Raw genomic sequence first — 24,131 nt, forward strand, 5'->3', positions numbered from 1 at the left:
TAACACCCTCCACCGCGACGCGGTCCCCCTCCCCCGAAGGGGGAGGAATTACGACCGCGCGATCAGCCGGGCCAGGCGCGCCACGCCATCCTCGATCTGCGCGTGGGTCGGCAGGGAATAGCTGAGGCGGATGGCGTTGGCGGCGGGGACCTCGGCGAAGAAGGGTTCGCCCGGCACGAAGGCCACCCGCTCCTCGATCAGCGAGCGCTCCAGCAGGGCCTTGCCGTCCATGCCGTCGGGGAGCCACAGCCAGACGAACATGCCGCCCTCCGGCCGCGACCAGGTGACGCCGGGCGGCATGTGGCGCTCCAGGGCCTGGAGGGTGGCGTGGGCCTTGGCGCCATAGGCGGTGCGCAGCATGCCCAGGTGCTGCTCATAGCCCTCGGCCACGGCGCCGTAGGCGGCCATCTGGTTGGGGGTGGAGACGTGCAGGTCGCTGCCCTGTTTCAGCAGCACCAGCTTCTCGATCACCGCGCGGGGACCGCAGACCCAGCCGATCCGCAGGGCCGGCGAGATGGTCTTGGAGAAGGTGCCGCAGAACAGGGTGCGGGCGGCCTCGATGGAGCCGGTGCGCGCGATGTCCAGGGCGAGCACGGTGGGCAGGGGCTCGCCGTCGAAGCGCAGCTCGCGATAGGCGGCGTCCTCGATCAGGGTCATGTCCAGGGTCTGGGCCAGGTCCAGCAGGGCCTCTCGCTGGGCCAGGGTCAGGCTCTCGCCGGTGGGGTTGGCGAAGTCGGGGACGAAATAGCCGAGGGGATGGGCCGCGCGGCCAGCCATCAGGGCCTCGGTGTCGGCCTCGCCGTCCAGGGCGCCGGCCGGCAGGTCCAGGTAGTCGGGTTCGTAGGCGTTGAAGGCCTGCAGGGCGCCCAGATAGGTGGGCCGGGCCACCATCACCGTGTCGCCGCGGGTGAGGAACAGCTTGCCCAGCAGGTCGAGCCCCTGCTGCGAGCCCGCCGTGATCATGATGTTGTGCTCGTCGCAGGGGACGCCGTAGAGCGCCATGCGTTCGGCGATCCAGCGGCGCAGGGGCAGGTAGCCCTCGCTCACCGAATACTGCAGGGCCACGGCGGCCTGGGCCGGATCGGAGAGGATGGCGTCATAGGCGGCCTGGATGCGGGCCGCCGGGAACAGGCCGGGGTCGGGAATGCCGCCGGCGAAGGAGAGGATGTCGGGCTGATCCAGCAGCTTCAGCAGCTCGCGGATCTCGTTGGCGCGGACACGCGCCATGCGCTGGGAGAAGCGCGCGGCCCAGTCGGGGGTCGGTGTGGTCATGAGGGTCTCGTCTCTCGTTTCGTCTCGCCTGGGCCCGAGGCCCTGTTCGCCGCGCGGGGGCGCGGCGGCTCACCTGATCAGGACAGGGGCGTCATACGAGGCGGGGAGAGATCGTGCTCATGAGGGCGTCTTAGCGCGCTGGGCGCGAGATGAAAACAGTCGCGTCATCCCGGCCGCAGCGAAGCGGAGAGCCGGGACCCAGGGGTGGCGCGCTGGGCCCCTGGGCCCCGGATCGGCCTGTCGGCCGTCCGGGATGACGGCCCTTAGTTCTTGGACGGGATGGTCACCATCATGCGCTCGTAGCCCTTCACGAAGTTCGAGGGCACGCGCTTGGGCTCTTCCACCACCTGGATGGTGGGGAAGCGCTTGAGGATCTCTTCCCAGAGGATCTTCAGCTGCAGCTCGGCCAGGCGGTTGCCCACGCAGCGGTGGATGCCGAAGCCGAAGGACAGGTGCTGGCGGGGGCGTTCGCGGTCGATGATGTAGGCGTTCGGGTTGTCGATCACCTCATCGTCCCGGTTGCCCGAGGCGTACCACATGATGACCTTGTCGCCCTTCTTGATGGTCTTGCCGCCAAGCTCGAAGTCCCGGGTGGCGGTGCGGCGCATGTGGGCCAGAGGGGTCTGCCAGCGGATGGTCTCCGACACCATGGAAGGCACCAGGTCGGGGTTGTCGCGCAGCTTCTGGTACTGGTCGGGGTTCTGGTTCAGGGCCAGGACCGAGCCGGTCATGGAGTTGCGGGTGGTGTCGTTGCCGCCGACGATCAGCAGGATCAGGTTCCCCAGATACTCCATGCGATCCATGTCCTTGGTGGCCTCGCCGTGGGCCAGCATGGAGATCAGGTCGGCCTTGGGCGGCTGGGCGACTCGTTCGGCCCAGAGGCGGCTGAAGTAGTCCACGCACTCGAACAGCTCCATCTTCCGTTCGGCGTCGACCACCTCGGGATCCTCGGAACTGAACAGGCCCGATTCCGGGCCGGCGGTGGCCACGTCGGACCAGCGGGTCAGCTTGCGCCGCTCTTCGAAGGGGAAGTCGAACAGGGTGGCCAGCATCTGGGTGGTGAGCTCGATCGAGACCCGGTCCACCCAGTCGAAGGGTTCGTTGATCGGCAGGTTTTCCAGGGTGTTGCAGATCCGCGAGCGGATCAGCGGCTCCAGCTCCTGCAGGTTATGCGGCGAGACGATGGGGCTGACGGTCTTGCGCTGAACGTCGTGCTTGGGCGGGTCCATCGCGATGAACATCGGAAGGGTGAAGTCTTCCTTGGGGTCGAAGATGGTGATCGCCGGCTCCGAGGAGAAGACCTCGTGGTTGGTGTCGACCGCCATGATGTCGTTGTACTTGGTCACCGACCAGAAGGGCCCGTCCTCGTGCTGGCCCTCGGGGTGGTAATGGATCGGGTCCTCTTTGCGCAGGCGCTCGAAGTAGGGCCACATGGCGTCGGCGCGCCAAAGCTCCACGTCGGTGACGTTGATCTCCTCAAGGGGCATCGCATAGGCCTTGGCCCGAGCCTCCGCCTTCAGATCGATCGCGCCGTCGCTCATAGGATGTCCTCCGCAGATGCCGTCTGGTCCGGCTATCTTATCACTGTTCAGACAAGAATGCTTGAGGCCGCGCTTCAAGGCAAGGGCGCCTGCGCGAACTGCCCCTAGGTGAACCGGCGCGGCGCCCAGAAAAACTGCACAGACGGAAGCGCACGACCGTGCTTTAGCTGGGGCTTCTCGAACAATCGTTTGACCCGGAGCGCCCATGGCCGCCGACGCCCTCTTCAAGCCCTTTGATTTCAAGGGCCTGCACCTCAAGAACCGTATCGTCATGGCTCCCATGACGCGGTCCTTCTCCCCCGGCGGCGTCGTCACCGATGATGTGGTGGCCTATTACAAGCGCCGTGCGGCGGCCGAGGTCGGGCTCATAGTTTCTGAAGGGACCGGCGTCGACCGGCCGATCTCGGTCAACGACAAGAATGTCCCCCGATTCCACGGCGAGGCCGCCCTGGCCGGCTGGAAGCGGGTGATCGACGCGGTGCACGAGGCCGGCGGCGTCATGGCGCCCCAGCTCTGGCACGTCGGCGCGGTGCGCGCCCGTGACCCCGAATTCACCCCGGCCGGCCCCTATGACAGCCCGTCGGGCCTGTCGCGTCCCGACAAGCAATTCGGCGAGGGCATGAGCGACGAGGACGTGGCCGACGCCATCCGCGCCTTCGCCGAGGCCGCCGCCCACGCCAAGGCCCTGGGCTTCGAGGCCATCGAGCTGCACGGCGCCCACGGCTACCTGATCGACCAGTTCTTCTGGGAGGGCACCAATGTCCGCGAGGACGCCTACGGCTCCAAGGAGCTGCCGGGCCGCGCCCGCTTCGCCGCCGACATCCTGAAGGAGGTCCGCAAGGCGGTCGGCCCCGACTACCCGGTGATCATCCGCATCAGCCAGTGGAAGCAGCAGGACTACACCGTCCGCCTGGCCCACGATCCCAAGGCCATGGAGGCCTGGCTGGGCGCCCTGGTGGACGCCGGCGCCGACATCCTGCACTGCTCGCAGCGCCGTATCTGGGAGCCCGAGTTCGAGGGCTCGGACCTCAACTTCGCCGGCTGGGCCAAGAAGCTGACCGGGGTTCCCACCATCAGCGTCGGCTCCGTGGGCCTGTCGGGCGAGTTCATCGCGGCCTATGGCGGCGAGGCCTCGCAGCCGGCCTCCCTGGACGAGCTGGAGCGCCGGATGGAGCGCGGCGACTTCGACCTGGTGGCCGTGGGCCGCGCCCTGCTGCAGGATCCCGAGTGGGTGCTGAAGATCAAGGAAGGCCGCAATGACGAGCTGAAGAGCTTCGAGCGGTCGGCCATGGGGGTGCTTTACTAGATCCCAAAGCCGTCACGGCCGGGCCTTTGTCCCGGCCATCCATGATCTCCGCGGCGGGACGTGTCCGCCGCGGGACCGCTTGCGCTCCCGCGGCGCGAGCGGTGATCATGGATCCTCGGGACAAGCCCGAGGATGACGAACGAGGGGAAGATGTTCGAAGGCGGCTGCGCCTGCGGGGCGGTTCGGTATGGGCTCACCAGCGCGCCGATGTTCGTCAATTGCTGCCACTGCCGCGACTGTCAGCGGCAGGTGGGGTCGGCCTTCGTCATCAACGGCCTGATCGAGACCGACCGCATCGAGGTCCGGTAGGGCCAGATCGCGCCCACCCGCATGCCCACCGACAGCGGGCGGCCCCACGACGTCTATCGCTGCACAGCCTGCGGCACGAGCCTCTGGTCCGACTATGGCGGGCGGCCGAAGCTGCGGTTCGTGCGGGTCGCGACCCTGGACGATCCCTCGGCCTTCCCGCCGGACGCCCACATCTTCACCCGCTCCAAGCTGCCCTGGGTGAAGACCGAGGGCGCCCCGGAGTTCGAGATCTTCTACGACATGGCGACCCAGTGGTCGCCCGACGGCCTGGCGCGGCGTCGGGCGATCCTCGGCGACGGCTAGGCCAGCGCCGTCTCGGCGATCGACTTGGCCGTCGGGTAGTCGGCCTTGCCGTTGCTGGCGCGGAGGATCTCGGTGGTGGCGACGATCCGCTTGGGGGTCTTGTAGCCGGCCAGGGCCAGGCGGACGTGGGCGCGCAGGGCGTCCTCCTCCAGGCTCGCGCCCTCCGTCAGGCGGATGACGCCGGTGACCGACTGGCCCCACTTCTCGTCGGGCAGGCCGATGACCAGGGCGTCCTCGACGGAGGGGTGGGTCTTCAGGGCCTCCTCGACCTCCTCGGGGAAGACCTTCTCGCCGGCGGTGTTGATGCAGGCGCTGCCGCGGCCCAGCAGGGTGAGCGTGCCGTCGGCCTCCACCAGGCACCAGTCGCCGGGGATGGAGTAGCGCTCGCCATCGATGACCCGGAAGGTGCGGGCGGTCTTCTCGTCGTCCTTGTAGTAGCCCAGCGGGTTCGGCCCCTTGATGGCGATCATGCCGGACACGCCGGAGCCGGGCTCCACCGGCTGGTCGTTCTCGTCGAACACCTTGCAGCGGCCGCCCAGCATGAACTTGGCGGTGGGCGCCTCGCCGCCCTTCATCATCACCGACGCGCCCATGCCCAGCGCCTCGGAGGAGGAGAAGGCGTCGTTGAGCATGGCGCCGGGCATGTGCTCCAGCAGGCCCTGCTTCACCTCCAGGCTCCACATCACGCCCGAGGAGACCACGGCGGCGATGCTGGAGAGGTCGTACTTGCCGGGGTTGGCGTTGAGGGTGTTGAGCAGGGGCTTGCCGAAGCTGTCGCCCACCAGGACCAGGGACTGGGGCTTGTGCCGGTCGATGGCCTCCAGCAGCTCGACGGGGTCGAAGGTCTGCCCTTCCAGGGTGATGACGCAGCCGCCGGCCATCATGGCGCCCATGGAGGTCAGCAGGCCGGTGCCGTGCATCAGGGGCGGGGCGGGCAGGATGCGGCCGCCGGGGCCCGTGGCGCGGGTGGCGGCGGCCAGCTCCTCGATGGTCTCCGGGACCGGGCCCATCATGCGGGCGGGGGCCAGGGTGATCTCGCGCAGGTCGTGGTGGGTCCATATCACGCCCTTGGGCATGCCGGTGGTGCCGCCGGTGTAGATGAAGAACTGGTCGTCGCCGGAGCGCTGGATATCCAGCGGACCGCCATTGCCCTCGGCGCCCAGGGTGTCGAAGTTCTCGGCGAAGGGGGCGATGTCGCCAGTCTCGCTGACCTCGATCCAGGTCTTCACGTTCGGCAGGCGGGGGCGGATCTCGGCGACGGCGTCGCGGAATTCCGACGAATAGACCACGGTCTGGGCGTCGGAATTGTCGAAGATGTACCAGACCTCCTGGGGCGTGTAGCGGTAGTTGACGTTGACGTGGGTCAGGCGCGCCTTCCACCCGGCGGCGACCGCCAGCAGGTATTCCGGCCGGTTGCGCATATAGAGGGCGATCTTATCGCCGGGCTGGGCGCCGCGGGCGATCATGGCCCGCGCCAGGCTGTTGGTGATCTGGTTGGCCTCGCCCCAGTTGATCACCCGCTCGCCATGGATGAAGGCCGGCGCCTCGGGCGGAACGGCGCCGCCGACCGCGTCCAGGATGTCTCCGAAATTCCAGCCCATGGTCTCGCTCCCTTGTCGCTCCGACGCTCGTGGCGCCGGATGTCGAAATTCAGTTCGTGGCCGCGTCAGGCGTTGAAGTTCAGCTTCAGGCCCGGCCGCGGCCAGCGGGCCTTGAACAGCTTGCCGGTGGCCGAGCAGGTGACCCAGGCGTCGCGCATGTCGGCGCCGCCGAAGCAGATATTGGTGACGATCAGGTCGGGGAAGGCGAAGTGCTCGTGCGTCCCGTCCGGGTCGATGGCGGTGATCCCCCCATTGATGATGGTGGCCACGCAGACCTTGCCCGACGCCTCCACCGCCAGGCTGTCGAACAGCTGGTAGCCCGGCATGTTGGCGATCACCCGGCCGGGCGCGAAGCCGGCGGGCGGGGCGAGCACGCCCGGCTCGGCGACGTCGAAGCCCCAGAGGCGGCCGAGATTGGTGTCGGCCACATAGACCACCTTCTCGTCCGGCGAGAGGCCCACGCCATTGGGGGAGATCAGGTGGTCACGCTGGCGGCTGATGTGGCTGCCGTCGGTCTTGGCGTAGTAGAGCGCGCCGAACTTGCGGCCCTCGGGGGTGGAGCAGCCGTGGTCGGTGAACCAGAAGCCGCCGGACTTGTCGAAGACGATGTCGTTGGGCCCGATCAGCCGCTTGCCGTCGCAGGCGTCATAGAGGGTGGTCAGCTTGCCGGTGGCCAGATCGAACCGTTGGATCATGCCGCCGGTGTGGCTGGCGGGCGTCGGGCCGGGAATGGTCAGGCCGCCATTGTCGATCCATTCGAAGGAGCCGCCGTTGTTGGTGATGTAGATGGCGCCGTCGGGGCCGACGGCCGCGCCATTGGGGCCGCCGCCGGTGTCCACCACCGTGGTCTTCTGGCCGTCCGGCGTGACGCGGGTCAGGCGCTGGGCCTTGATCTCGGTGAGGATCACCGAGCCGTCGTTCATGGCGATGGGGCCTTCGGGGAATTCGAATCCCTCGGCGACGAGCTGCATGTCCATGAGTTCTCTCCCCGTTATTTTCTGACACTAATGTCGGCGTTGCCGCGACGGGAGGCCAGCCCCTAACGAAAGTTCGGGTGGAGAGATCAGCGGCGCTCCAGCACGCGGAGGGTGAAGGGATATTCGTCGTCCTCGCCGGCGGGATGGTCGGTCCTGCGGACCTCCTTCCACTGGCCCTCGTCGAACCCCTTCAGGACCACGTCGCCCTCGACCTCCGCATGGACCTCGGTGAGGTAGATGCGGCGCGCGCGCGGCAGGACCAGCTCGAACAGGGAGGCGCCGCCGATGACGCAGAACTCGTCCTGGCCGTCCTCCTCGGCCTGCTCGCGGGCGATGGACAGCGCCTCGCTCAGCTCCTCGCAGACCAGGGCTCCCTTGGGCTCGAAGGAGCCATCGCGGGAGAGCACGATGTTGGTGCGGCCGGGCAGGGGGGCCTTGGGCAGGCTCTCCCAGGTCTTGCGGCCCATGATCACCGGCTTGCCCATGGTCACGGCGCGGAAGTTGGCCAGGTCGGTCTTCAGCCGCCAGGGCAGGTGGCCGGCGCGTCCGATGACGCCGTTGGAGGCGCGCGCGATGGGGCCGGCGGTGAGGATGGCTGTCATGGGGAGAGGTTAGCGTGACTCCGGCCTCAACAACCACACTCGTCATCCCAGGCCCGCCGTCCCAACCCGCTCCGTCATCCTAGGCACAAGGCCTAGGATGACGGTTGGAGTGGCGCGGAGAGGAAGCGGCTCACACCGCGATCGGCGCGGCGATCTTCTCGTGGGCCTTGTAGCCGCGCAGCTTGAAGTCCTCGTAGTCGAAGGCGAACAGGTCGGCCTTGTCGGCGATCTCGAGGCGCGGCAGGGGCAGGGGATCGCGGGAAAGCTGCTCGCGGGCCTGGTCCAGGTGGTTGAGGTAGAGGTGGGCGTCGCCGAGGGTGTGGACGAACTCGCCGGGCTCCAGGCCCACGACCTTGGCCATCATCATGGTCAGCAGGGCGTAGCTGGCGATGTTGTAGGGCACGCCGAGGAAGACGTCGGCGGAGCGCTGGTAGAGCTGGCACGACAGCTTGCCGTCGGCGACGAAGAACTGGAACAGGCAGTGGCAGGGCGGCAAGGCCATGTCCTCGATCTCGGCCGGGTTCCAGGCCGAGACGATGTGACGGCGGCTGTCGGGATTGGTCTTGAGGCTTTCCACCACCGCGGCGATCTGGTCGATCACCCGGCCGTCCGGGGCGGTCCAGGAGCGCCACTGCTTGCCGTAGACGGGGCCGAGCTCGCCGTCCTCGGCGGCCCATTCGTCCCAGATGGAAACCCCGCGTTCCTGGAGCCAGCGCACATTGGTGTCGCCGCGCAGGAACCACAGCAGCTCCACGAAGATCGACTTGCGGTGCAGCTTCTTGGTGGTCAGCAGGGGGAAGCCCTGGGAGAGATCAAACCGCATCTGGCGGCCGAAGACGCCGAGCGTGCCGGTACCGGTGCGGTCGCCGCGCTGGACGCCGTTCTCCAGGATGTCGGCCAGCAGGTCGAGGTACTGCCGTTCCGGATGCTCCGGAGCAGTGAGGGCTTGCGGCAGGCGTTGGGCGGTCAGGGCGTTCATCAGGATGTGCCGATTTATCAGGCGAGCGTCGCGCAACCAGGTGATTCGCGCCAAGGGCCAATGCGCCGCGGGGGCATCAAGGTTGCGGATAAGTCGGGAACGTAGAAAACTAGTCCCACATTCTGCTCTGGGGGACTGATGATGATCCTGGCCCTGCTCATGGCCGCCGCGCTCAGCGGCTCCGACCAACCGCCCGCGGCGACCGTCGCCGCCGAGACCCTGCCCGTCGCCGCGCCGCTGAAGAAGAACGAGCAGCGGATCAAGATGATCTGCCGCGAGGACGCCCCCACCGGCACCCGCCTGACCAAGCGCACCTGCCTGTCCCTGGAGGACTGGAAGCGCCGCGCCGAGGAAGATCAGGAGGCCATGCGCCAGATGGCCATGAAGTCGGCCTTCTCGGACGTCCGCGGCCGCTAACGTCAGGCGGGAAGCTCGCCTCCTAACGTATCTGAGGTTGCCTCCCCCCAGGCGCCGTGGAACCTTGAGTAGAGTTCCAGTCTGGGGGTTCCATGATTCTCGTGTTGCTTATGGCCGCCGCGCTCAGCGCCGCGGATGAACAAACGCCTGCGCCGATTCCCGCGCCCCCGGCGGCGGTCGAGCGTACGCCCGTCTCCGCGCCCCTGAAGCCGGGTGAGAAGCGGATCAAGATGATCTGCCGTGAGGAGACCACCACGGGCACCCGCTTCACCAAGCGGGTCTGCTACGACAAGGCCGAGCTGGAGGCGCGCCAGGAGCGGGAGCGCGAGCAGTTCATCGAGAGCCAGAACTCCCAGCAGATGAACCACTAGGGCTCAGCCGGCGAAACCGCCTTCATCCAGGAATTCCTGCTCTTCGGGCGTGGTCGTGCGCCCGAGGCAGGCGTTTCGATGCGGGAAGCGGCCGAACCGGACGATGATGTCGCGGTGCAGGACGGCGAACTTCAGCGTCTCGGCATCGCCGAGCGCGGTGCAGAGGCGCACGCTCTCCTCCTGGTCGGCCAGGTCCTCCGAATGCTCGAAGGGCAGATACATGAAGGGCCGCAGCAGGGGCTCGATCTCCAGGTCCTGGCCGGTGGCCACCGCGTGTCGGGCGATCTGGCGGGCCTTGCCGTCGGTGGCGAAGGCGTGGCCGGTGTTGCGCCACAGGTTGCGCGGGAACTGGTCCAGCAGGATCAGCAGGGCCAGGGATCCCTCGGCGCTCTCCATCCATTTGTCGTGACGGCCCAGGGCGGCCATGTAGTGGACCGGCTCGAACTTCAGCTGGATGGCGGCGTCGAAGTTGGGGTTCTTGGCGAACCACTTCTTGGGCCCCGCCGCGCGCCAGAAGCCGGTGATGTCGTGCGGTGTGGCGGGCATGGGGGTCTCCGGAAGCGCGTCGGCTCGCTCTTTGAAGCCTATGTCGGTTGGCGCGAGATTCCGTTCAAGCGCGGTTCACACAGCGCCGCTCATTAACGAATTCCAAGGGACATCCACGGCCGCGCGCGGCCAGGCGAGAACAGTGACATGAAGACGGTGATCAGGGGCGCTCTGGCGCTGGCGCTGCTGGCCTCGACGGCCTCGGCGGCGTTCGCCCAGGAGGACGGCGGCGAGCATCGCCGCGCCAACCGCGACGACGGCGGCTACAACCCCGCCATGCGCGCCAGCACGCGCAACAATCCCGACAACGCCCGTCCCGCGCCGCAGCCCGCCGCGCCGGCCCCGGCGCCCGCGGCGCCCGCAGCGGCCCCGGCGCCGGCCCCCAGCGGCCAGTCCTGGCAGGGGGGCGATCGCCATCGCGGCCCCCAGACCCCGCCGGCCACGACCCAGCCCGACCGCCGTGGCGGCGGGGGCACGACCTGGCAGGGTTCCGGCCAGCGCCAGGGCCAGGGCTGGCAGGGTCAAGGTTGGCAGAACCAGTCCAACGATCGCCGTCATGACGATCGCAACGATCGCAACGACCGCAACGACCGAGGCGATCGCGACCGCAACTGGGGCGACCGGGGCTGGGCCAATGGCGGCGACCGCAACTGGCGGCCCGACCGGCAGCCGCGCCCCCGCTACGACCAGCGCCACTATGGCCAGACCTATCGCAGCCATCAGCGCTACCGCGGCTACGCCTATCGCCCTCCGTCGGGCTTCTACATCCGCAGCTGGAGCTATGGCGACATGCTGCCGCGGCCCTGGTGGAGCAGCCAATACCGGCTGAACGACTGGTGGTCCTACGGCCTGCCGATCCCGCCCATCGGCTACGAGTACGTGCGGGTCGGCGACGACGTGCTGCTGGTGGACATGTTCTCCGGTCGGGTGGTCCAGGTGATCTACGACGTCTTCTGGTGATCTGACCTCCCTCCCCTTTGGGGGAGGGAGGGGCTCCCAGGCGGGGCGAAATGTCCTGCAAGTGGCCGTTCGGCTTGACCTTCGCGCAAAATTCCGCTGCAAAGCCCCGCCTTTGCTGCGGCGCCGTTGCGCGACGTCGTGGCGACCTTCGTCCTCAGGAGAATGACCATGCGCGTCTACTACGACCGCGACGCCGACCTCGCCCGCATCCTGGACAAGAAGATCGCCATTGTAGGCTACGGCTCCCAGGGCCGCGCGCACGCGCTGAACCTGTCGGAATCCGGCGTGAAGAACGTGGTTGTGGCGCTGCGCCCCGGCTCGGCCACCGCCAAGAAGGTGGAGGCCGACGGCCTGAAGGTGATGAGCGTCGCCGAGGCCGCCGCCTGGGCCGACGCCATCATGGTGCTGGCGCCCGACGAGCTGCAGCGCGGCATCTATAACGAAGAGATCGCGCCCCACATCAAGGACGGCGCGGCCCTGCTGTTCGCCCACGGCCTGAACATCCACTTCAACCTGATCGAGCCCAAGTCGACCATCGACGTGCTGATGATCGCCCCCAAGGGTCCCGGCCACACCGTGCGCGGCGAGTACCAGAAGGGCGGCGGCGTGCCCTGCCTGATCGCCATCCACCAGAACCCGACGGGCAACGCCCAGGACTTCGGCCTGGCCTACGCCTCGGCCATCGGCGGCGGCCGTTCGGGGGTCATCGAGACCACCTTCCGCGAGGAATGCGAGACCGACCTGTTCGGCGAGCAGGCCGTGCTGTGCGGCGGGCTGGTGGAACTGATCCGCGCCGGCTTCGAAACCCTGGTCGAGGCGGGCTACGCGCCCGAGATGGCCTATTTCGAGTGCCTGCACGAGGTGAAGCTGATCGTGGACCTGATCTACGAAGGCGGCATCGCCAACATGAACTACTCGATCTCCAACACCGCCGAGTACGGCGAGTACGTGACCGGCCCGCGCATCGTGACGCCGGACACCAAGGCCGAGATGAAGCGCGTGCTGGAGGACATCCAGTCGGGCCGCTTCGTGCGCGACTTCATGCAGGAGAACGCCGTCGGCGCGCCGAGCTTCAAGGCCACCCGCCGCCGCGGCGCCGAGCACCAGATCGAGGAAGTCGGCGCCCGCCTGCGCGCCATGATGCCCTGGATCACCAAGAACAAGCTGGTGGACACCGCGCGCAACTAGGGCCGCGGCGACCGTCAGGAAGACAGGAGGGGTCGGACCTGGGTCCGGCCCCTCTTTCTATGCGCGGTAGTCGCTGATCTGCACCTCGGCGCCGTAGTCGGCGAAGTCGCCGTCGGCCCGGCGGCGGCGGAACTCGCCCCAGGGCAGGTCGCGGTATCGGCGCGGCGTCTGGAGCGGGCGGATGACGGCCGAATAGGCGGGGTTGAAGAAGTAGGCCAGGCTGAACCGCTCGCCGTCCTCCATGGCCAGCACCCGGTGCAGCGGCGCCTGATAGGCGTCGTTGGACCAGACCTGGATCATGTCCCCCACATTGATGATCAGCCCGCCCGGGACCGGATCGACCGGGCGCCAGACCCCGTCCTTCAGGACCTGGAGGCCGGGGACGCCGTCGGTGAGCAGGACAGTGAGCGCCCCGGCGTCGGTGTGGTGATGGATGCCCAGGCCCGCGGGCTCGGCGGCCTCGCCCGCCATCGGATCGCGGGTGGGGTAGTGGTTGAGCCGCAGGAAGCTGGTGTGGACGCCGTCGAAGGCCGGAGCCAGCGCCTCGGCCTGCGCGCCCAGGCCCAGGGAGATTTCCCGCAGCAGTCGCAGGCAGAGGGCCTCGCAGGATGAGACATAGGTCCGGGCGGTGGGCTCGAAGGCGCCGCGCCAGGGCGGGAAGGGCGTGGCGCCGGTGAAGGCGTCGTCGGTGGGCGCAAGGCCCGCGGCGTCCGGCCCGATGTCGAAGATCTCCTTCTTGTCGCGCCGGTTCTTGGTCAGCTCGCGGTCGTAATAGCCCCAGGGGTTGTCGCGGCTGCGGCTCAAAGCTCGCTTGTCGGCCGCCGGCGCCGCGAACAGGCCGCGCGCCTCGTCCATCACCGCCGCCAGCAGGGCGGGATCGAGGCCATGGCCGACGAGATGGAAGAATCCCCAGTCGGCGCAGGCTCGGGCCAGCTGCTCGCGAACCTGCGCGGGCGGGGCGGCCAGGTCGATGACCGGCACGGTCTGGCGGTCGTCCATGGCGGGGTCCCTGCAATATCGCGTTCGGGGGTTCCTCTAGCAGGTGGACCGGGAAAGGCGAGGCTCGGGCGAGCGGGCCGTCAATCCCGGGCCACCAGGTAGAGCTTGTCGCCCTTCACCTGGAAGCTCTCCAGCCGCCGCAGGAAGGTCATGCCCAGCAGGGAGCTCGACATGGGCGCCTGGTTGACCACCAGGGGCATGTCGGAGAAGGCGATGGAGCCCACCGCCAGGCTGTCGGCGGTGAAGGCCGCGCCATAGCCCATGCCGTTGGCGGTTTCGGCGGTCTTGTCGAAGGTGAGCGTTTCCAGGTCGATCCCCAGCCGCTTGGCGTCGGCGGGGCTGAGCACGGTGTCGGTGGCGCCGGTGTCCACCAGGAAGCGGACGCGCTGGCCGTTGACCATGCCCATGACGAAGAAGCCGCCCTCGTCGCCCTGGGTCACCACCAGCTCGTGCGGACTGACGGCGACGGGGTAGGAGGAGGAGAACTGCATGCGCACCCGCTGGCCGACCCCGGCCAACTCACTGCGATAGGTGACCCCCAGGACCAGCACGGCCACGATGGCCGCCCAGATGCCGGCGTGACGCGCGGTCTGCCCCCAGCGGACATTGCGCGACAGCAGGGAGGTCGAGAGCATGGCCATCAGCAGCACGCCCCAGGCGACCCAGGCCCAGTCCTCGGGCGAACTCACCGCGCCGGGGAAGGCCGCGAAGAGCAGGCGCACCCCGCCGAGCAGGACCAGCAGGGCGAAGATCCACATCACCCGGCGCCGACGCGCGCCGGGCGGCCGCGCCGGCTCGGGGTTTCTGACCTCCCATGGCCCGCCGCCTTCTGACATCGCCCACCCCTCCACCGACCCGGCGACAGACTAATCCAAGGTGGCCTGAAAAAAACTCGCCGAAGATCGCGGCCGCCCCCTTTTCAAGACCGGGCGGCCTTCCTAGGTCTGGGGCGCAGGCCGGGCCCCTCTGGCGATCCTCAGCTCTCCTCCCCGAGCGGATCGTGATGTCGGACTGCATCGGGTGCGCTCGATGCCGGGTCCTAGAAGGTTTGGCCCCCCATCCCTCGGTTCCGGACTCGGGCGCACCCATCCCTTGATGTGATGGAGCCCCGCGACGATGCCTCTTCTGCTTTGCCCCAACTGCAACACCTCGATGTCGGCCGTCAGCCGGCAGGCCGTGGAGTTCGACATGTGCCCCGCCTGCCGCGGGGTCTGGCTGGACCGGGGGGAGTTGGAGAAGCTGATCGCCGCCGGCCGCGGCGAGGCCCCGGCCCAGGAGGGCCCGGCGCGCATGTGGCGCGAACCGGAGCGCCCGCGGCGCGACTGGGATGACGATGACGACGACCGCCACCCTGCGCACCGCCGTAAGAAGCGGTTCGACCTGTTCGATATCTTCGACTGAGCGGCGAGGGCCTCACAGCCACGAGAGCCCCGCCTGCCCGCGCAGGATCGCCTCGGCCTCGTCGGTGTGCTTGGCCCCTTCGCGGGGGTGCAGGACCAGGGGGGGCAGGAGGGCGAGCGGGGCCTTGCCGGTCTTGATGGCCCGGACCAGCACCCGCTTGGCCGGGGCGTCGGCATGGGCCTGGATCGGGCGGATCTGGAAGGAGCCGGCCTTAGGCGCCAGCAGGGCCAGGATGTCGGCCAGGCGGTCGGCGCGGTGGATCAAGGTGATGGTCCCACCCTCGCGGACCGCCTTGAGTAGGAAGGCGGTCCAGGCCGTCAGCCCGCCGTCGGCCATCCAGGCGCCACGCTTGGCCGCCGCCGGCGCGCGCAGGGCCGCGGGATCGTCGAAATAGGGCGGATTGGCCATCACCGCGTCGAAGGTGGGGGAGCCGAGATCCTTGAACGGCTTGGCGACATCGCCCTCCCAGATGCGCACCCGCTCGTCCATTCCGTTCAGCGCCACGTTCTCGCGGGCCAGGGCCACCGCACCGCGATCGCGCTCCATGCCGGCAAAGATCGCCCCTGGCCGCCGGGCGGCCGCGGCCAGCAGGGCCCCGCCCACGCCGCAGCCGGCCTCCAGCACCCGAGCCCCGTCAGCGGCGTCGCATGCCGCCGCCAGCAGGGCCGCGTCCATCCCCGCGCGATAGCCGCCGAGGGCCTGACGCAGGCGCACCCGGCCGTCCAGCAGGCGGTCCTCAGGTGTGGCCTCCATGTCGGGTCGCGGACTCCTAATCGCCATATCGGGTCGGTGGGGCGTTGTGCTGTCCTTGACCGTGCCTTATCGCGTCACCATTGTCCCCGCAAACGGCGACGTCCCCCCGTCTCGCCGCCCCTGATCAGGAGTCCTCGTGGCCGCAGTCAGCGCCCCGGTCGTCCGAATGCCCGTCTCCATTGATGGTCTGCTGGACCTCGCGCGCCCCGACATGGCCGGCGTCGACGCCCTGATCCGCGACCGGATGCAGAGCCCGGTGGCGGTCATCCCCGCCCTCGCCGAACACCTGATCGGCGGCTCGGCCAAGCGGCTGCGCCCCCTGCTCACCATCGCCGCGGCGCGCCTGTCGGGCGCGACGGACGATTCCTGCCTGAAGCTGGCGGCGGCGGTGGAGTTCATCCACACCGCCACCCTGCTGCACGACGACGTTGTGGATTCCTCGGAGCTTCGGCGCGGCAAGGTCGCCGCCCACCTGATCTGGGGCGCCCCGGCCAGCGTGCTGGTGGGGGACTTCCTGTTCGCCCGCGCCTTCGAACTGATGGTGGAGGCCGGCTCCATGGCCGCCCTGGAGATCCTGGCCCGCGCCAGCCGGGTCATCGCCGAGGGCGAGGTGCTGCAGCTGACCCGCGCCCATGACCTGAATCTGCCCCAGGAGATGTACCTGGAGATCATCAAGGCCAAGACCGCCGAACTGTTCGCCGCCGCCGCCGAGGCCGGCGCGGTCTCGGCCGGCGCCAGCCCCGAACGCTGCGAGGCCCTGCGCAAGTACGGCCAGGACCTGGGCGTCGCCTTCCAACTGGTGGACGACAGCCTGGACTACAGCGGGATCAGCAAGGACCTGGGCAAGAACCCCGGCGACGACTTCCGCGAAGGCAAGGCGACCCTGCCCCTGCTGCTGGGCATCGCCCGCACCGGCGCGGCGGAGAAGGCCTTCTGGGACCGGGCCGTGGCGCGCCTGGAGCAGGTGGACGGCGACTTCGAACGCGCACGCGACCTGATCACCGGGGCCGGCGCCCTGGACGCCACCCTGGACCTGGCCGCCGACTATGCGGGACAGGCCAAGAGCGCGCTCTGCGAATTCTCCGCCAGCAACAGCTGGCGCCCGGCCCTTGAAGACCTGGCCGACTTCGCCGTCAGCCGCCTGCGCTGAGGCCTGATCTGAGCTAGACTGTCCCCGCATCGCGCGTCCGGGGGGCGGGTTTGGTCGGGAATCCGGCTTAGGAACCCTCTTTCCGTTCGCACGCTCCTACTGGCCAAGAGGGAGTGTGTTTCGTGTTTGGTGGTGAACGTCTGGCGCGCCTTGGCGCCTTCAATCCGCAGTTTCCCGACGCCGAGACCCTGCACAAGGGGCTGGCCCACTGGAACCATCGCCGGCTGGCGGTGGCCACGCCGTCCGACGACTGGCGCGCCGAGGTGGCCGAAGAGGCGCGGATGAAGCATTTCGAGGGCTCGTACATCGAGGCCTTCCGCGAGCATGTCGCGCCCCTGGTGGCCGATGTCCCCAGTGACCCGGACGGCTTCCTTGCCTGGTTCGAGGAATTGAAGGTTTCCGGGCCCGGCCAATGGGACCCGCTTTTCGCCTGGCTCGAGAACGAGGCCAGCATCCACGACATGCGTTGGTTCCTGACCCAGGAGGCCGCCGGCGAGGCGGGTTTTGACGACCTTGTCGCGATGACGCAGGTGAAGCTGCCGGCCCGGCCGAAGCTGGAGCTGGCGCGCAACTACTGGGACGAGATGGGCCGCGGCCATGAGGGCGGCATGCACGGCCCGATGCTGGAGCGCACCACCAAGGGCCTGGAGCTGTCGCCCACCATCGACTCCACCCTGTGGCAGTCCCTGTGCCTGGCCAATGTGATGACGGCCTTCGCCACGACCCGACGATATACCTACCAGTCGATCGGCGCCCTGGGCGTCGTGGAGCTGACCGCCCCGACCCGCGTGGGGGCGGTGGACGCGGGCCTCAAGCGCCTGGGGGTCAGTCCCGAGGGCCGCAAGTACTTCGCCCTGCACGCCCACCTGGACATCGAGCACTCCCGGGCCTGGAACGCCGAGGCCCTGGCTCCCCTGGTCGCCGAGACTCCCGATTGCGCCCGGCACATCGCCGAGGGCGCGGTCATGCGCCTGATCTGCGGCGAGCAGTGCTTCGAAACCTACCGCGCCCACCTCTGGGCCCACGCCCATCCCCTGGTCTACGCGGCGGAGTAGAGGCGCTAGAAGCCGGTGAATAGGCGATCAATGGCGCGGCGGAAGTCGTCCTCGTAGTCGCGTAGATCGCCTGCTGCCTTGGTGAGTAGCCGCGTATCGACGGCAGCCATTTCGGCGACCAGGACGACATAGTCGCTCTCTTCAAATCGCACAGTGACGCTGATCTGTGTGAAGGCTGAGCGCCCATCCTGCCGAAGCATCGGCGCCACCAACGTCGTGTGCGATGCGGCCAGCAGGTGCGACTGGATCACCACGACATAGGGATAGCTTGAGCGAGATCGCTCAGCCGGATTGGGGTGAACCTCGAACTGGCGCACCTACCAGGTCCGCAAATCCTCGCCGAACACACCGTGCGCATCGATCCGCTCACGCTGAGCCTTGAGAGCTTCGGCGTTTTCTTCAGCCCAGAGGCGGGCCTTCTCGTCATCCGAGAGAGCCATGAGCCGCGCTCGAACGGCGTCTTCGGTTATGTCTTCAAGCGCAAGACCCGCCGCTTTCGCCCTGGCCAGCAGATCGGCGTCGATCTCGATCCTGAGTTCGATCTTACCCATGGGCTGAGCGTAACGCCGATTTGCGTCCGTCGCCAGCCTCACCCCGGGTGGATCATGTTCTCCGGGCGCACGACCTCGTCGAACTCGGCGTCGGTGACGTAGCCGCCGCCGACGGCTTCCTCGCGCAGGGTGGTGCCGTTCTTGTGGGCGGTCTTGGCGATCTTGGCCGCGGCGTCGTAGCCGATCTTGGGGGCCAGCGCGGTGACCAGCATCAGGGAGCGTTCGAGGGCGGCCTTGATGTTGTCCTCGCGGGCCTCGATGCCCACCACGCAGTTGTCGGTGAAGCTGATGGCGGCGTCGGCGATCAGGCGGCAGGACTGCAGGAAGTTGTAGGCCATGACGGGATTGAAGACGTTCAGCTCGAAGTGCCCCGAAGCGCCGGCGAAGCTCATGGTGGCGTTGTTGCCGAACACCTGGGTGCAGACCATGGTCAGGGCCTCGCACTGGGTCGGATTGACCTTGCCCGGCATGATCGAGGAGCCCGGCTCGTTCTCCGGCAGGGAGAGCTCGCCCAGGCCCGAGCGGGGGCCGGAGCCGAGGAAGCGGATGTCGTTGGCGATCTTGAACAGGCTGGCGGCCATGGTGTTGAGCGCGCCGTGGCTGAAGACCATGGCGTCGTGGGCGGCCAGCGCCTCGAACTTGTTGGGGGCGCTGACGAAGGGCAGGCGGGTGATGGCGGCGATCTTGGCGGCCACCAACTCGGCGAAGCCCACCGGCGCGTTCAGGCCGGTGCCGACGGCGGTGCCGCCCTGGGCCAGCTCATAGAGGCCCGAGAGGGTGTCCTTGATGCGCCGCACGCCATTGGCCACCTGCTGGGTGTAGCCGGAGAACTCCTGGCCCAGGGTCAGGGGGGTGGCGTCCTGGGTGTGGGTGCGGCCGATCTTGATGATGTGGTCGAAGGCCTTGGTCTTGGCCTTCAGCGCGGCGTGCAGGTGCTCGAGCGCCGGCATGACCTCCTTGGCCACCTGCTCGGCGCAGGCGATGTGCATGGCGGTCGGATAGGTGTCGTTGGACGACTGGCTCATATTGACGTGGTCATTGGGGTGGACCGGGCTCTTGGAGCCCATCACCCCGCCCAGCATCTCGATGGCGCGGTTCGAGATCACCTCGTTGGCGTTCATGTTGGACTGGGTGCCGGAGCCGGTCTGCCAGACCGAGAGGGGGAAGTGGTGGTCGAGCTTGCCGTCGATCACCTCCTGGGCGGCGGCGACGATGGCCGCGCCGATCTTGGGGTCGAGGCGGCCCAGCTCCATGTTCGCCTCGGCCGCGGCGCGCTTGACGATGCCGAGCGCCCGGACGACGGGCTGGGGCTGCTTCTCCCAGCCGATCTTGAAGTTCTGGATGCTGCGCTGGGCCTGGGCGCCCCAATAGGCGTCGGCGGCGACCTCAACGGGGCCGAAGGTGTCGGTTTCGGTGCGGGTCGCGGTCATGTTCTAGCCTCCTGCCAAGTCGCCGGGCCGGTTTAAACGCGGCGGGCGCAAGCGCAAGGGTTCAGGCGCCGGACAAAGCCCTCTATGACGAGCCTCAATGGATGACGGCTGGACCCATCACGCCAAGGTGCGCGCCCGCGAGAGCGAAGGGGTGATGGAGGTCGTGGTCGACGGTCTGTCCACCCAGGCCAAGGTCTACAAGCCGCTGATCTACGAGTTCTTCCGCAAGGCCTGGCGCGGCTCGCGGCCGACCTGGGGGGAATTCTCGGTGGAGATCGTGATGGAGTATGTCGGCGATCCGCCCTGGATGGACCTCGACAACCTGGCCAAGGCGATCCTCGACGCCATCAAGGGCTACGCCTTCCACGACGACGCCCAGGTGGCGCGCCTGCTGGTGGAGCGCCGGGCCGGCGAGCGGGAACGGATCGCCGTGACGATCCGCAAGCTCTCGGACCTCAGCCCCTGGCCGAAGCCTTCCTAGGTTTGGGCTCCAGGGCTTCGACCATCATGATGGCGTAACCCACAAGGACGAGGGCGGTGTAGCGGCCCAAGCTCTCGGGCGGCAGTTGCGGCAGCAGCTTTGAGAAGTTCAGGCCCAGCAGCATGGCGCCGGTCAGGCCGGGGGCGGCGAAGATCAGGGCCGCCAGCCGGCGCTGGCGCCGGGGCGTGCGCAGGAAGCGCAGGGTGATGTGGAAGAAGAGGCCCAGCGCCATGGCCACCAAGGCGGCGTTGACCACGTAGAACCAGAAGGCGTGCTCAATCACGCCGCGGGCGAAGACCACATAGAAGAGGGTCGCCGCGCCCCAGACCAGGGCCCCCGCCAACCCGAACCACATTCCGTCCTGTTTCGACACGCCCAACCCCCGTCACGCCCTTGTTGAAGCGGAGCTGTGCGACAGTCATGCCAAGGGAAACGGGGCCCCGAAACGGGTGCGGCCGCCCCGGTTGCCCGGGGCGGCCGCATCGCGAACTTCAATCTGGGGGGAGTTGAGGTCAGCGATACTGTTGCAGGCGGGTGGTGCGAAGGCCCGCCAGGCCGTGTCGGTCGATGGACTTCTGCCAGGCGAGGAATTCCTCGTTGGTCAGCGAATAGCGTTCGCACGCCTCGTCGAGCGTCAGCAGCCCGCCGCGCACCGCAGCGACCACCTCGGCCTTCCGCCGGATCACCCAGCGCCCGGTGTCCACCGGCGGCAGATCGGCGATCGTCAGGGGAACCCCCGTCGGACCGATCACATAGGGCTCGCCGCGGCTGTTCGTCCGGGTCTGCTGTTGTTGTTGCAACATGGCTTTACGCCTTTCCCACCATCACAATTCGGAGGGACCATACGCCGCAGGCCATAACAGCCGGTGAATCGCAGTAGTAAAAAAAGACCTAATCATCAGCTCCCCCATGTACTAAAACGGTACAGTCTAAGATGTCGTTGCAAGTTAAAGAGCATTAACGCCAAGACTTATCGCTTAATGTTGATCAACTCTTCCAACATCTGATCGGCTGTTGTGATGATCTTCGAGGAGGCCGAGTAAGCTTTCTGCGTCGAGATCAGTCCTGTGAACTCCGCCGACAAGTCGACAGTGGAGGCTTCCAGGGTCGAGGACGAGATTTGACCCGCGCCGGCCATGGTGGGCTGCTTCAGGACGAATTCGCCGCTCTGGATGGTCGGACGGTAGGCGTTGCCGCTGATCGGAGTCAGACCGTCCGGGTTCGGGAAGGTGGCCAGGCCGATCTTGGCGACCTGACGGATCTCGGAGTTGTCGAAGATGGCCGAGACCATGCCGTTCTCGTCGACCTCGACGCCCACCACGTTGCCGACGCTGGCGCCGTCGGAATTGACCTGGGTCACCGAGGACTCCACCGGCCGCGAGGCCAGCTTGGAGAAGTCGAGGGAGATGTCCTGCGAACCGATGCCGAGATTGTCGGCCCAGGCCGGGAAGGTCCCGCTGCTGGAGGCGCCCAGGGAGAAGGCCGGCTTGTTGCCGACCGCCGGGGTGCCGCTGGTCCCGAAGAGGGTGGAGTTGTCCTGGTCGAACTGGCCGGTCTGGGTGAAGTTCACCAGGCCCGAGGCGATCAGGCCGGGGGGGCTGCCGGCGGGGGCGGGGACGCCGGTGCCGGTGTCCACGTCGGAGGCCGGGATGGCGTAGATTTCCGCGTGCCACTCATTGGGGTTGGTGGCCGAGGAGGACTTCAGGAAGGACACCGCCACCTTGTGGGCGCCGCCCACGGAGTCGATGACGTTCATCTCGATGGTGAAGTCGGGCTTGATGGTGGCGCCCGCGACGCCGGCGGCGTAGCCGGCCATGCTGGTGGTGTCGACGGTGGGCACGTAGGTGCCGTCGCCCACGGAGGTGGGGTTGCCGCGCTTGTCGACATTGGCGTTGATGACGATGCTGCTGGTGGCGCGGACCGCGGCGCCCAGGTTCTTGACGTTGATCGAGTCGAGCTTGGTCAGGTCCGAAGGATTGGCGTCGATGGTGCCGTCGGCCTGCACCGGCCAGCCCTGCAGGTAGAGCTTGGCGTCATTGACCAGGAAGCCGTCGGCGTCGACGCTGAAGGAGCCCGAGCGGGTGAAGGCGCGGTTGTCGGCCGTGGTCAGGCCGGTGGGCTTCTGGGTGACGATGAAGAAGCCGTCGCCGGAGATGCCCAGGTCGGTGGGCGAGGAGGCGCTGGTGATCAGGCCCTGCTGGGCGACGAACTGGCGGGTCACGGCCTGCACGCCGCCGGCCGAGTAGCGGCCCTTGACGGCCTGGGCCGTCACCACGTTGGCGAAGTTCACCTGGTTGCGCTTGTAGGCGGTGGTGTTGACGTTGGCGATGTTGTCGGAAATGGCCGCCAGGGCCGACGAGTTCGACACCAGGCCGGAGACGCCGGCGAGCATGGCACTGTTGATGCTCATGGTTGTTGCCTTCTTTCGTTCTGCGTACGTCGCAAAGGGTTACGGGAGCGGCGCGCCTAGGCGGCCGCGTCGGACGTGACGGGGTCCGGAGTGGGGGTGGTGGTGGTGGCGGTGGTGACCGGGGCGGCGGCCTGGTTGATCGAGGTGACCTTTTCCCAGGGCAGCTTGGCGCCGTTGATGGTGATCAGGGTCTTGCCGTCGACCTGCTCGACGCCGGTGACCATTCCCTGAACCGAGACGTTGGAGGTGACGGTGGAGCTGGCGCTGTCCTTGGCGGTGACCTTCAGGGTGTAGGGGCCGCCGTCGTCCAGCTGCTGGCCGCTGGAATCCTTGCCGTTCCAGGTGAAGGTCTGCTCGCCGGCGCTCTTGTCGGTGGGGGTGGTGCTGAACACCGTGCGGCCCTTGGAGTCGAGGACCTCGAACTTCACGTCGTCGGCGGCGCGGCTGAGATCGACCTTCCACTCGGCCTTGCCGTCCTTGATGGCGTTTTCGCCGGTGCCGACGCGGACGTCCTTGCCGATCAGGGCCACGGCGGTGGAGATGCCGCTGCCGGTGTTGGCCACCAGCTTCTCCATCAGCTGGTTGCCGTAGAGCTGCTGCTCCACGCCGGTCATCTGGACGAGCTGCTGGGTGAACTGGTTGGAGTCCAGCGGCGAGAGCGGGTCCTGGTTCTTCAACTGCGTGGTCAGCAGGTTGAGGAAGGTGTCGAAGCTCTCGGCGAGCCGCTTGGTGCCGGTCTGGGTGGCGGTCTGGGGCGTCGCCCCGGCTGCGGTGACTGCATCTACCATCTGACGGTTCCTAGATTCGGACGTCGACGCCGGACTGGGTCCGGCGTTGGAGGTTGAGGGCGCCCGAGAGCGCGGCGTCGGCCGTCTGGTCGGCGCTGTCGAGCGCCGCCTGGAAGGCCCGGCCGCGCCAGGCGCCGCCGTTGTTCTGAGGGTCCTGGCCGAACTGACCCTGACCGGCCTGGCCCTGGCCGCGATCGGCGGCGACGTCGAAGCGGATGCCGCCGCTGACGTCGAAGCCGGCCTGTTCCAGGGCCTTTTGCAGTTCATTGGCCCGGCCGCGCAGTTCGGCGGCGGCGTGGGCGTTCTCGAAGGACATCGAGGCCGTCAGCCGGCCCTGGGCGCCGATCTCGATGCGCACATCGACCTGGCCAAGTCCCTCGGGGTTGAGGGCGACGTCGAACTGGGTCGATCGGCCCTCGAGCTTCTTGACGATCTGGGCGGCCAGGTGGGCGACGGTCTGCGGACCGGCGCGGACCTCGGCGGGGGCGGCGGGAGCCGCGGCGATGGCGGCCGGGTCGCCGACGCCGGGACCGGCGGGGGGGGCGGCGTCATCGGCGACGGCGGTCTTGGCCTCGATGGCGGGGGCCTTGTCCTCGGACTTGCCCTCGGCGCCGGACTCGAAGCCGGCGGCCGCCTCCACCTGGGCGGTGGCGGGTTGAGCGGCCTGGTCGACGTTCGCCGCAGAGGCCGGGGTGGCGGCGGCTTCGCCGCGGCCGGACTCATTGCGAGCCGTGCGGGTGG

The 24,131-nt window shown here is 68.3% G+C and carries 27 protein-coding genes and 1 pseudogene; 10 read left to right on the forward strand and 18 right to left on the reverse strand.

The annotated features are described in order from the left end of the window. Window positions 1-48 precede the first annotated feature (48 nt). Window positions 49-1,272, reverse strand: coding sequence for a PLP-dependent aminotransferase family protein (locus tag ACO06I_RS23660; RefSeq protein ID WP_421935072.1), 1,224 nt, complete (start codon window positions 1,270-1,272; stop codon window positions 49-51). A gap of 263 nt (window positions 1,273-1,535) precedes the next feature. Continuing rightward, on the reverse strand, window positions 1,536-2,813 hold the full coding sequence (locus ACO06I_RS23665; RefSeq protein ID WP_421935073.1) for a cytochrome P450: 1,278 nt from the start codon (window positions 2,811-2,813) through the stop codon (window positions 1,536-1,538). A 205-nt stretch (window positions 2,814-3,018) separates the two neighbouring features. Here ACO06I_RS23665 and ACO06I_RS23670 point away from each other — a divergent pair, with 205 nt between their 5' ends. Continuing rightward, on the forward strand, window positions 3,019-4,119 hold the full coding sequence (locus ACO06I_RS23670; protein ID WP_421935074.1) for an NADH:flavin oxidoreductase: 1,101 nt from the start codon (window positions 3,019-3,021) through the stop codon (window positions 4,117-4,119). A 207-nt stretch (window positions 4,120-4,326) separates the two neighbouring features. Continuing rightward, window positions 4,327-4,731: pseudogene (locus ACO06I_RS23675) on the forward strand (GFA family protein). Here the strand turns inward: ACO06I_RS23675 and ACO06I_RS23680 are convergent. The 4 genes from ACO06I_RS23680 to ACO06I_RS23695 all read right to left on the reverse strand — a co-directional run bounded on the left by ACO06I_RS23680 (window position 4,728) and on the right by ACO06I_RS23695 (window position 8,890). Next, entirely contained in the window at window positions 4,728-6,332 is a 1,605-nt protein-coding gene (locus ACO06I_RS23680) for an acyl-CoA synthetase (protein WP_421935075.1), read from the reverse strand. The pseudogene ACO06I_RS23675 and the gene ACO06I_RS23680 sit on opposite strands and share 4 nt — an antisense overlap. Before the next feature lie 65 nt (window positions 6,333-6,397). Continuing rightward, on the reverse strand, window positions 6,398-7,309 hold the full coding sequence (locus ACO06I_RS23685) for an SMP-30/gluconolactonase/LRE family protein (RefSeq protein WP_421935076.1): 912 nt from the start codon (window positions 7,307-7,309) through the stop codon (window positions 6,398-6,400). A gap of 86 nt (window positions 7,310-7,395) precedes the next feature. Then, window positions 7,396-7,911 carry a dihydrofolate reductase gene (locus ACO06I_RS23690; protein WP_421935077.1) on the reverse strand — a complete coding sequence of 172 codons (516 nt, stop codon included), beginning with the start codon at window positions 7,909-7,911 and terminating at the stop codon, window positions 7,396-7,398. 130 nt (window positions 7,912-8,041) lie between these two features. Further along, the gene (locus tag ACO06I_RS23695; RefSeq protein ID WP_421935078.1) at window positions 8,042-8,890 is read right to left on the reverse strand and encodes a thymidylate synthase; all 849 of its coding nucleotides are present in this window, start codon (window positions 8,888-8,890) and stop codon (window positions 8,042-8,044) included. A 138-nt stretch (window positions 8,891-9,028) separates the two neighbouring features. Between ACO06I_RS23695 and ACO06I_RS23700 the strand changes: the two genes are divergently transcribed. Together ACO06I_RS23700 and ACO06I_RS23705 are read left to right on the forward strand one after the other, a co-directional pair. Next, complete coding sequence (locus ACO06I_RS23700) at window positions 9,029-9,307, forward strand: hypothetical protein (protein WP_421935079.1); 279 nt, start codon at window positions 9,029-9,031, stop codon at window positions 9,305-9,307. A 230-nt stretch (window positions 9,308-9,537) separates the two neighbouring features. After that, on the forward strand, window positions 9,538-9,678 hold the full coding sequence (locus ACO06I_RS23705; protein WP_421935080.1) for a hypothetical protein: 141 nt from the start codon (window positions 9,538-9,540) through the stop codon (window positions 9,676-9,678). Window positions 9,679-9,681: 3 nt separating this feature from the next. Here the strand turns inward: ACO06I_RS23705 and ACO06I_RS23710 are convergent, their stop codons facing one another. Then, a complete protein-coding gene (locus tag ACO06I_RS23710) occupies window positions 9,682-10,224 on the reverse strand; it encodes a DUF924 family protein (RefSeq protein WP_421935081.1) in 543 nt (180 codons plus the stop codon). A 147-nt stretch (window positions 10,225-10,371) separates the two neighbouring features. Here ACO06I_RS23710 and ACO06I_RS23715 point away from each other — a divergent pair, with 147 nt between their 5' ends. Together ACO06I_RS23715 and ilvC are read left to right on the forward strand one after the other, a co-directional pair. Further along, on the forward strand, window positions 10,372-11,184 hold the full coding sequence (locus ACO06I_RS23715) for an RcnB family protein (RefSeq protein WP_421935082.1): 813 nt from the start codon (window positions 10,372-10,374) through the stop codon (window positions 11,182-11,184). Between the two features lie 168 nt (window positions 11,185-11,352). Then, complete coding sequence (ilvC, locus tag ACO06I_RS23720; RefSeq protein ID WP_421935083.1) at window positions 11,353-12,372, forward strand: ketol-acid reductoisomerase; 1,020 nt, start codon at window positions 11,353-11,355, stop codon at window positions 12,370-12,372. A 57-nt stretch (window positions 12,373-12,429) separates the two neighbouring features. Here ilvC and ACO06I_RS23725 read toward each other — a convergent pair whose 3' ends face one another. Next, a complete protein-coding gene (locus ACO06I_RS23725) occupies window positions 12,430-13,371 on the reverse strand; it encodes an isopenicillin N synthase family dioxygenase (RefSeq protein WP_421935084.1) in 942 nt (313 codons plus the stop codon). Window positions 13,372-13,451: 80 nt separating this feature from the next. Beyond that, on the reverse strand, window positions 13,452-14,129 hold the full coding sequence (locus tag ACO06I_RS23730; RefSeq protein ID WP_421935085.1) for a retropepsin-like aspartic protease family protein: 678 nt from the start codon (window positions 14,127-14,129) through the stop codon (window positions 13,452-13,454). A 358-nt stretch (window positions 14,130-14,487) separates the two neighbouring features. Here ACO06I_RS23730 and ACO06I_RS23735 point away from each other — a divergent pair, with 358 nt between their 5' ends. Beyond that, on the forward strand, window positions 14,488-14,772 hold the full coding sequence (locus tag ACO06I_RS23735; RefSeq protein ID WP_304700299.1) for a zf-TFIIB domain-containing protein: 285 nt from the start codon (window positions 14,488-14,490) through the stop codon (window positions 14,770-14,772). A 12-nt stretch (window positions 14,773-14,784) separates the two neighbouring features. Here ACO06I_RS23735 and ACO06I_RS23740 read toward each other — a convergent pair whose 3' ends face one another. After that, complete coding sequence (locus ACO06I_RS23740; protein WP_421935086.1) at window positions 14,785-15,525, reverse strand: tRNA1(Val) (adenine(37)-N6)-methyltransferase; 741 nt, start codon at window positions 15,523-15,525, stop codon at window positions 14,785-14,787. Between the two features lie 166 nt (window positions 15,526-15,691). On the opposite strand from ACO06I_RS23740, the gene ACO06I_RS23745 reads away from it, so the two are divergent. Together ACO06I_RS23745 and ACO06I_RS23750 are read left to right on the forward strand one after the other, a co-directional pair. Continuing rightward, window positions 15,692-16,675, forward strand: a complete 984-nt coding sequence (locus tag ACO06I_RS23745) for a polyprenyl synthetase family protein (protein WP_421935122.1) — start codon at window positions 15,692-15,694, stop codon at window positions 16,673-16,675. A gap of 122 nt (window positions 16,676-16,797) precedes the next feature. After that, window positions 16,798-17,730, forward strand: coding sequence for an iron-containing redox enzyme family protein (locus tag ACO06I_RS23750; protein ID WP_421935087.1), 933 nt, complete (start codon window positions 16,798-16,800; stop codon window positions 17,728-17,730). 5 nt (window positions 17,731-17,735) lie between these two features. Here the strand turns inward: ACO06I_RS23750 and ACO06I_RS23755 are convergent, their stop codons facing one another. Genes ACO06I_RS23755 through fumC form a run of 3 tightly spaced genes read right to left on the reverse strand, consistent with a single transcriptional unit; the run spans window position 17,736 to window position 19,711 of the window. Further along, complete coding sequence (locus tag ACO06I_RS23755; protein ID WP_421935088.1) at window positions 17,736-18,047, reverse strand: CcdB family protein; 312 nt, start codon at window positions 18,045-18,047, stop codon at window positions 17,736-17,738. Beyond that, entirely contained in the window at window positions 18,048-18,281 is a 234-nt protein-coding gene (locus ACO06I_RS23760) for a type II toxin-antitoxin system CcdA family antitoxin (RefSeq protein ID WP_421935089.1), read from the reverse strand. Between the two features lie 38 nt (window positions 18,282-18,319). Then, the gene (gene fumC / locus ACO06I_RS23765) at window positions 18,320-19,711 is read right to left on the reverse strand and encodes a class II fumarate hydratase (RefSeq protein ID WP_421935090.1); all 1,392 of its coding nucleotides are present in this window, start codon (window positions 19,709-19,711) and stop codon (window positions 18,320-18,322) included. Window positions 19,712-19,808: 97 nt separating this feature from the next. Here fumC and ACO06I_RS23770 point away from each other — a divergent pair, with 97 nt between their 5' ends. After that, on the forward strand, window positions 19,809-20,192 hold the full coding sequence (locus ACO06I_RS23770; protein WP_421935091.1) for a RusA family crossover junction endodeoxyribonuclease: 384 nt from the start codon (window positions 19,809-19,811) through the stop codon (window positions 20,190-20,192). Here the strand turns inward: ACO06I_RS23770 and ACO06I_RS23775 are convergent. The 5 genes from ACO06I_RS23775 to ACO06I_RS23795 all read right to left on the reverse strand — a co-directional run. Continuing rightward, window positions 20,167-20,565, reverse strand: a complete 399-nt coding sequence (locus tag ACO06I_RS23775) for a DUF5367 family protein (RefSeq protein ID WP_421935092.1) — start codon at window positions 20,563-20,565, stop codon at window positions 20,167-20,169. The two genes, ACO06I_RS23770 and ACO06I_RS23775, sit on opposite strands and share 26 nt — an antisense overlap. A gap of 139 nt (window positions 20,566-20,704) precedes the next feature. Beyond that, the gene (locus tag ACO06I_RS23780) at window positions 20,705-20,995 is read right to left on the reverse strand and encodes a DUF1153 domain-containing protein (RefSeq protein WP_215341474.1); all 291 of its coding nucleotides are present in this window, start codon (window positions 20,993-20,995) and stop codon (window positions 20,705-20,707) included. A 167-nt stretch (window positions 20,996-21,162) separates the two neighbouring features. Beyond that, window positions 21,163-22,602 (reverse strand): flagellar hook protein FlgE, encoded by a 1,440-nt coding sequence (locus ACO06I_RS23785; RefSeq protein WP_421935093.1) that lies wholly within the window; start codon window positions 22,600-22,602, stop codon window positions 21,163-21,165. A 56-nt stretch (window positions 22,603-22,658) separates the two neighbouring features. Next, window positions 22,659-23,390 carry a flagellar hook assembly protein FlgD gene (locus ACO06I_RS23790; RefSeq protein WP_421935094.1) on the reverse strand — a complete coding sequence of 244 codons (732 nt, stop codon included), beginning with the start codon at window positions 23,388-23,390 and terminating at the stop codon, window positions 22,659-22,661. Between the two features lie 10 nt (window positions 23,391-23,400). After that, window positions 23,401-24,131, reverse strand: a 731-nt coding sequence (locus ACO06I_RS23795) for a flagellar hook-length control protein FliK (RefSeq protein WP_421935095.1), incomplete at its 5' end; no start/stop codon positions are given.

Source organism: Phenylobacterium sp. (assembly GCF_965229015.1).
GTDB lineage: Bacteria > Pseudomonadota > Alphaproteobacteria > Caulobacterales > Caulobacteraceae > Phenylobacterium.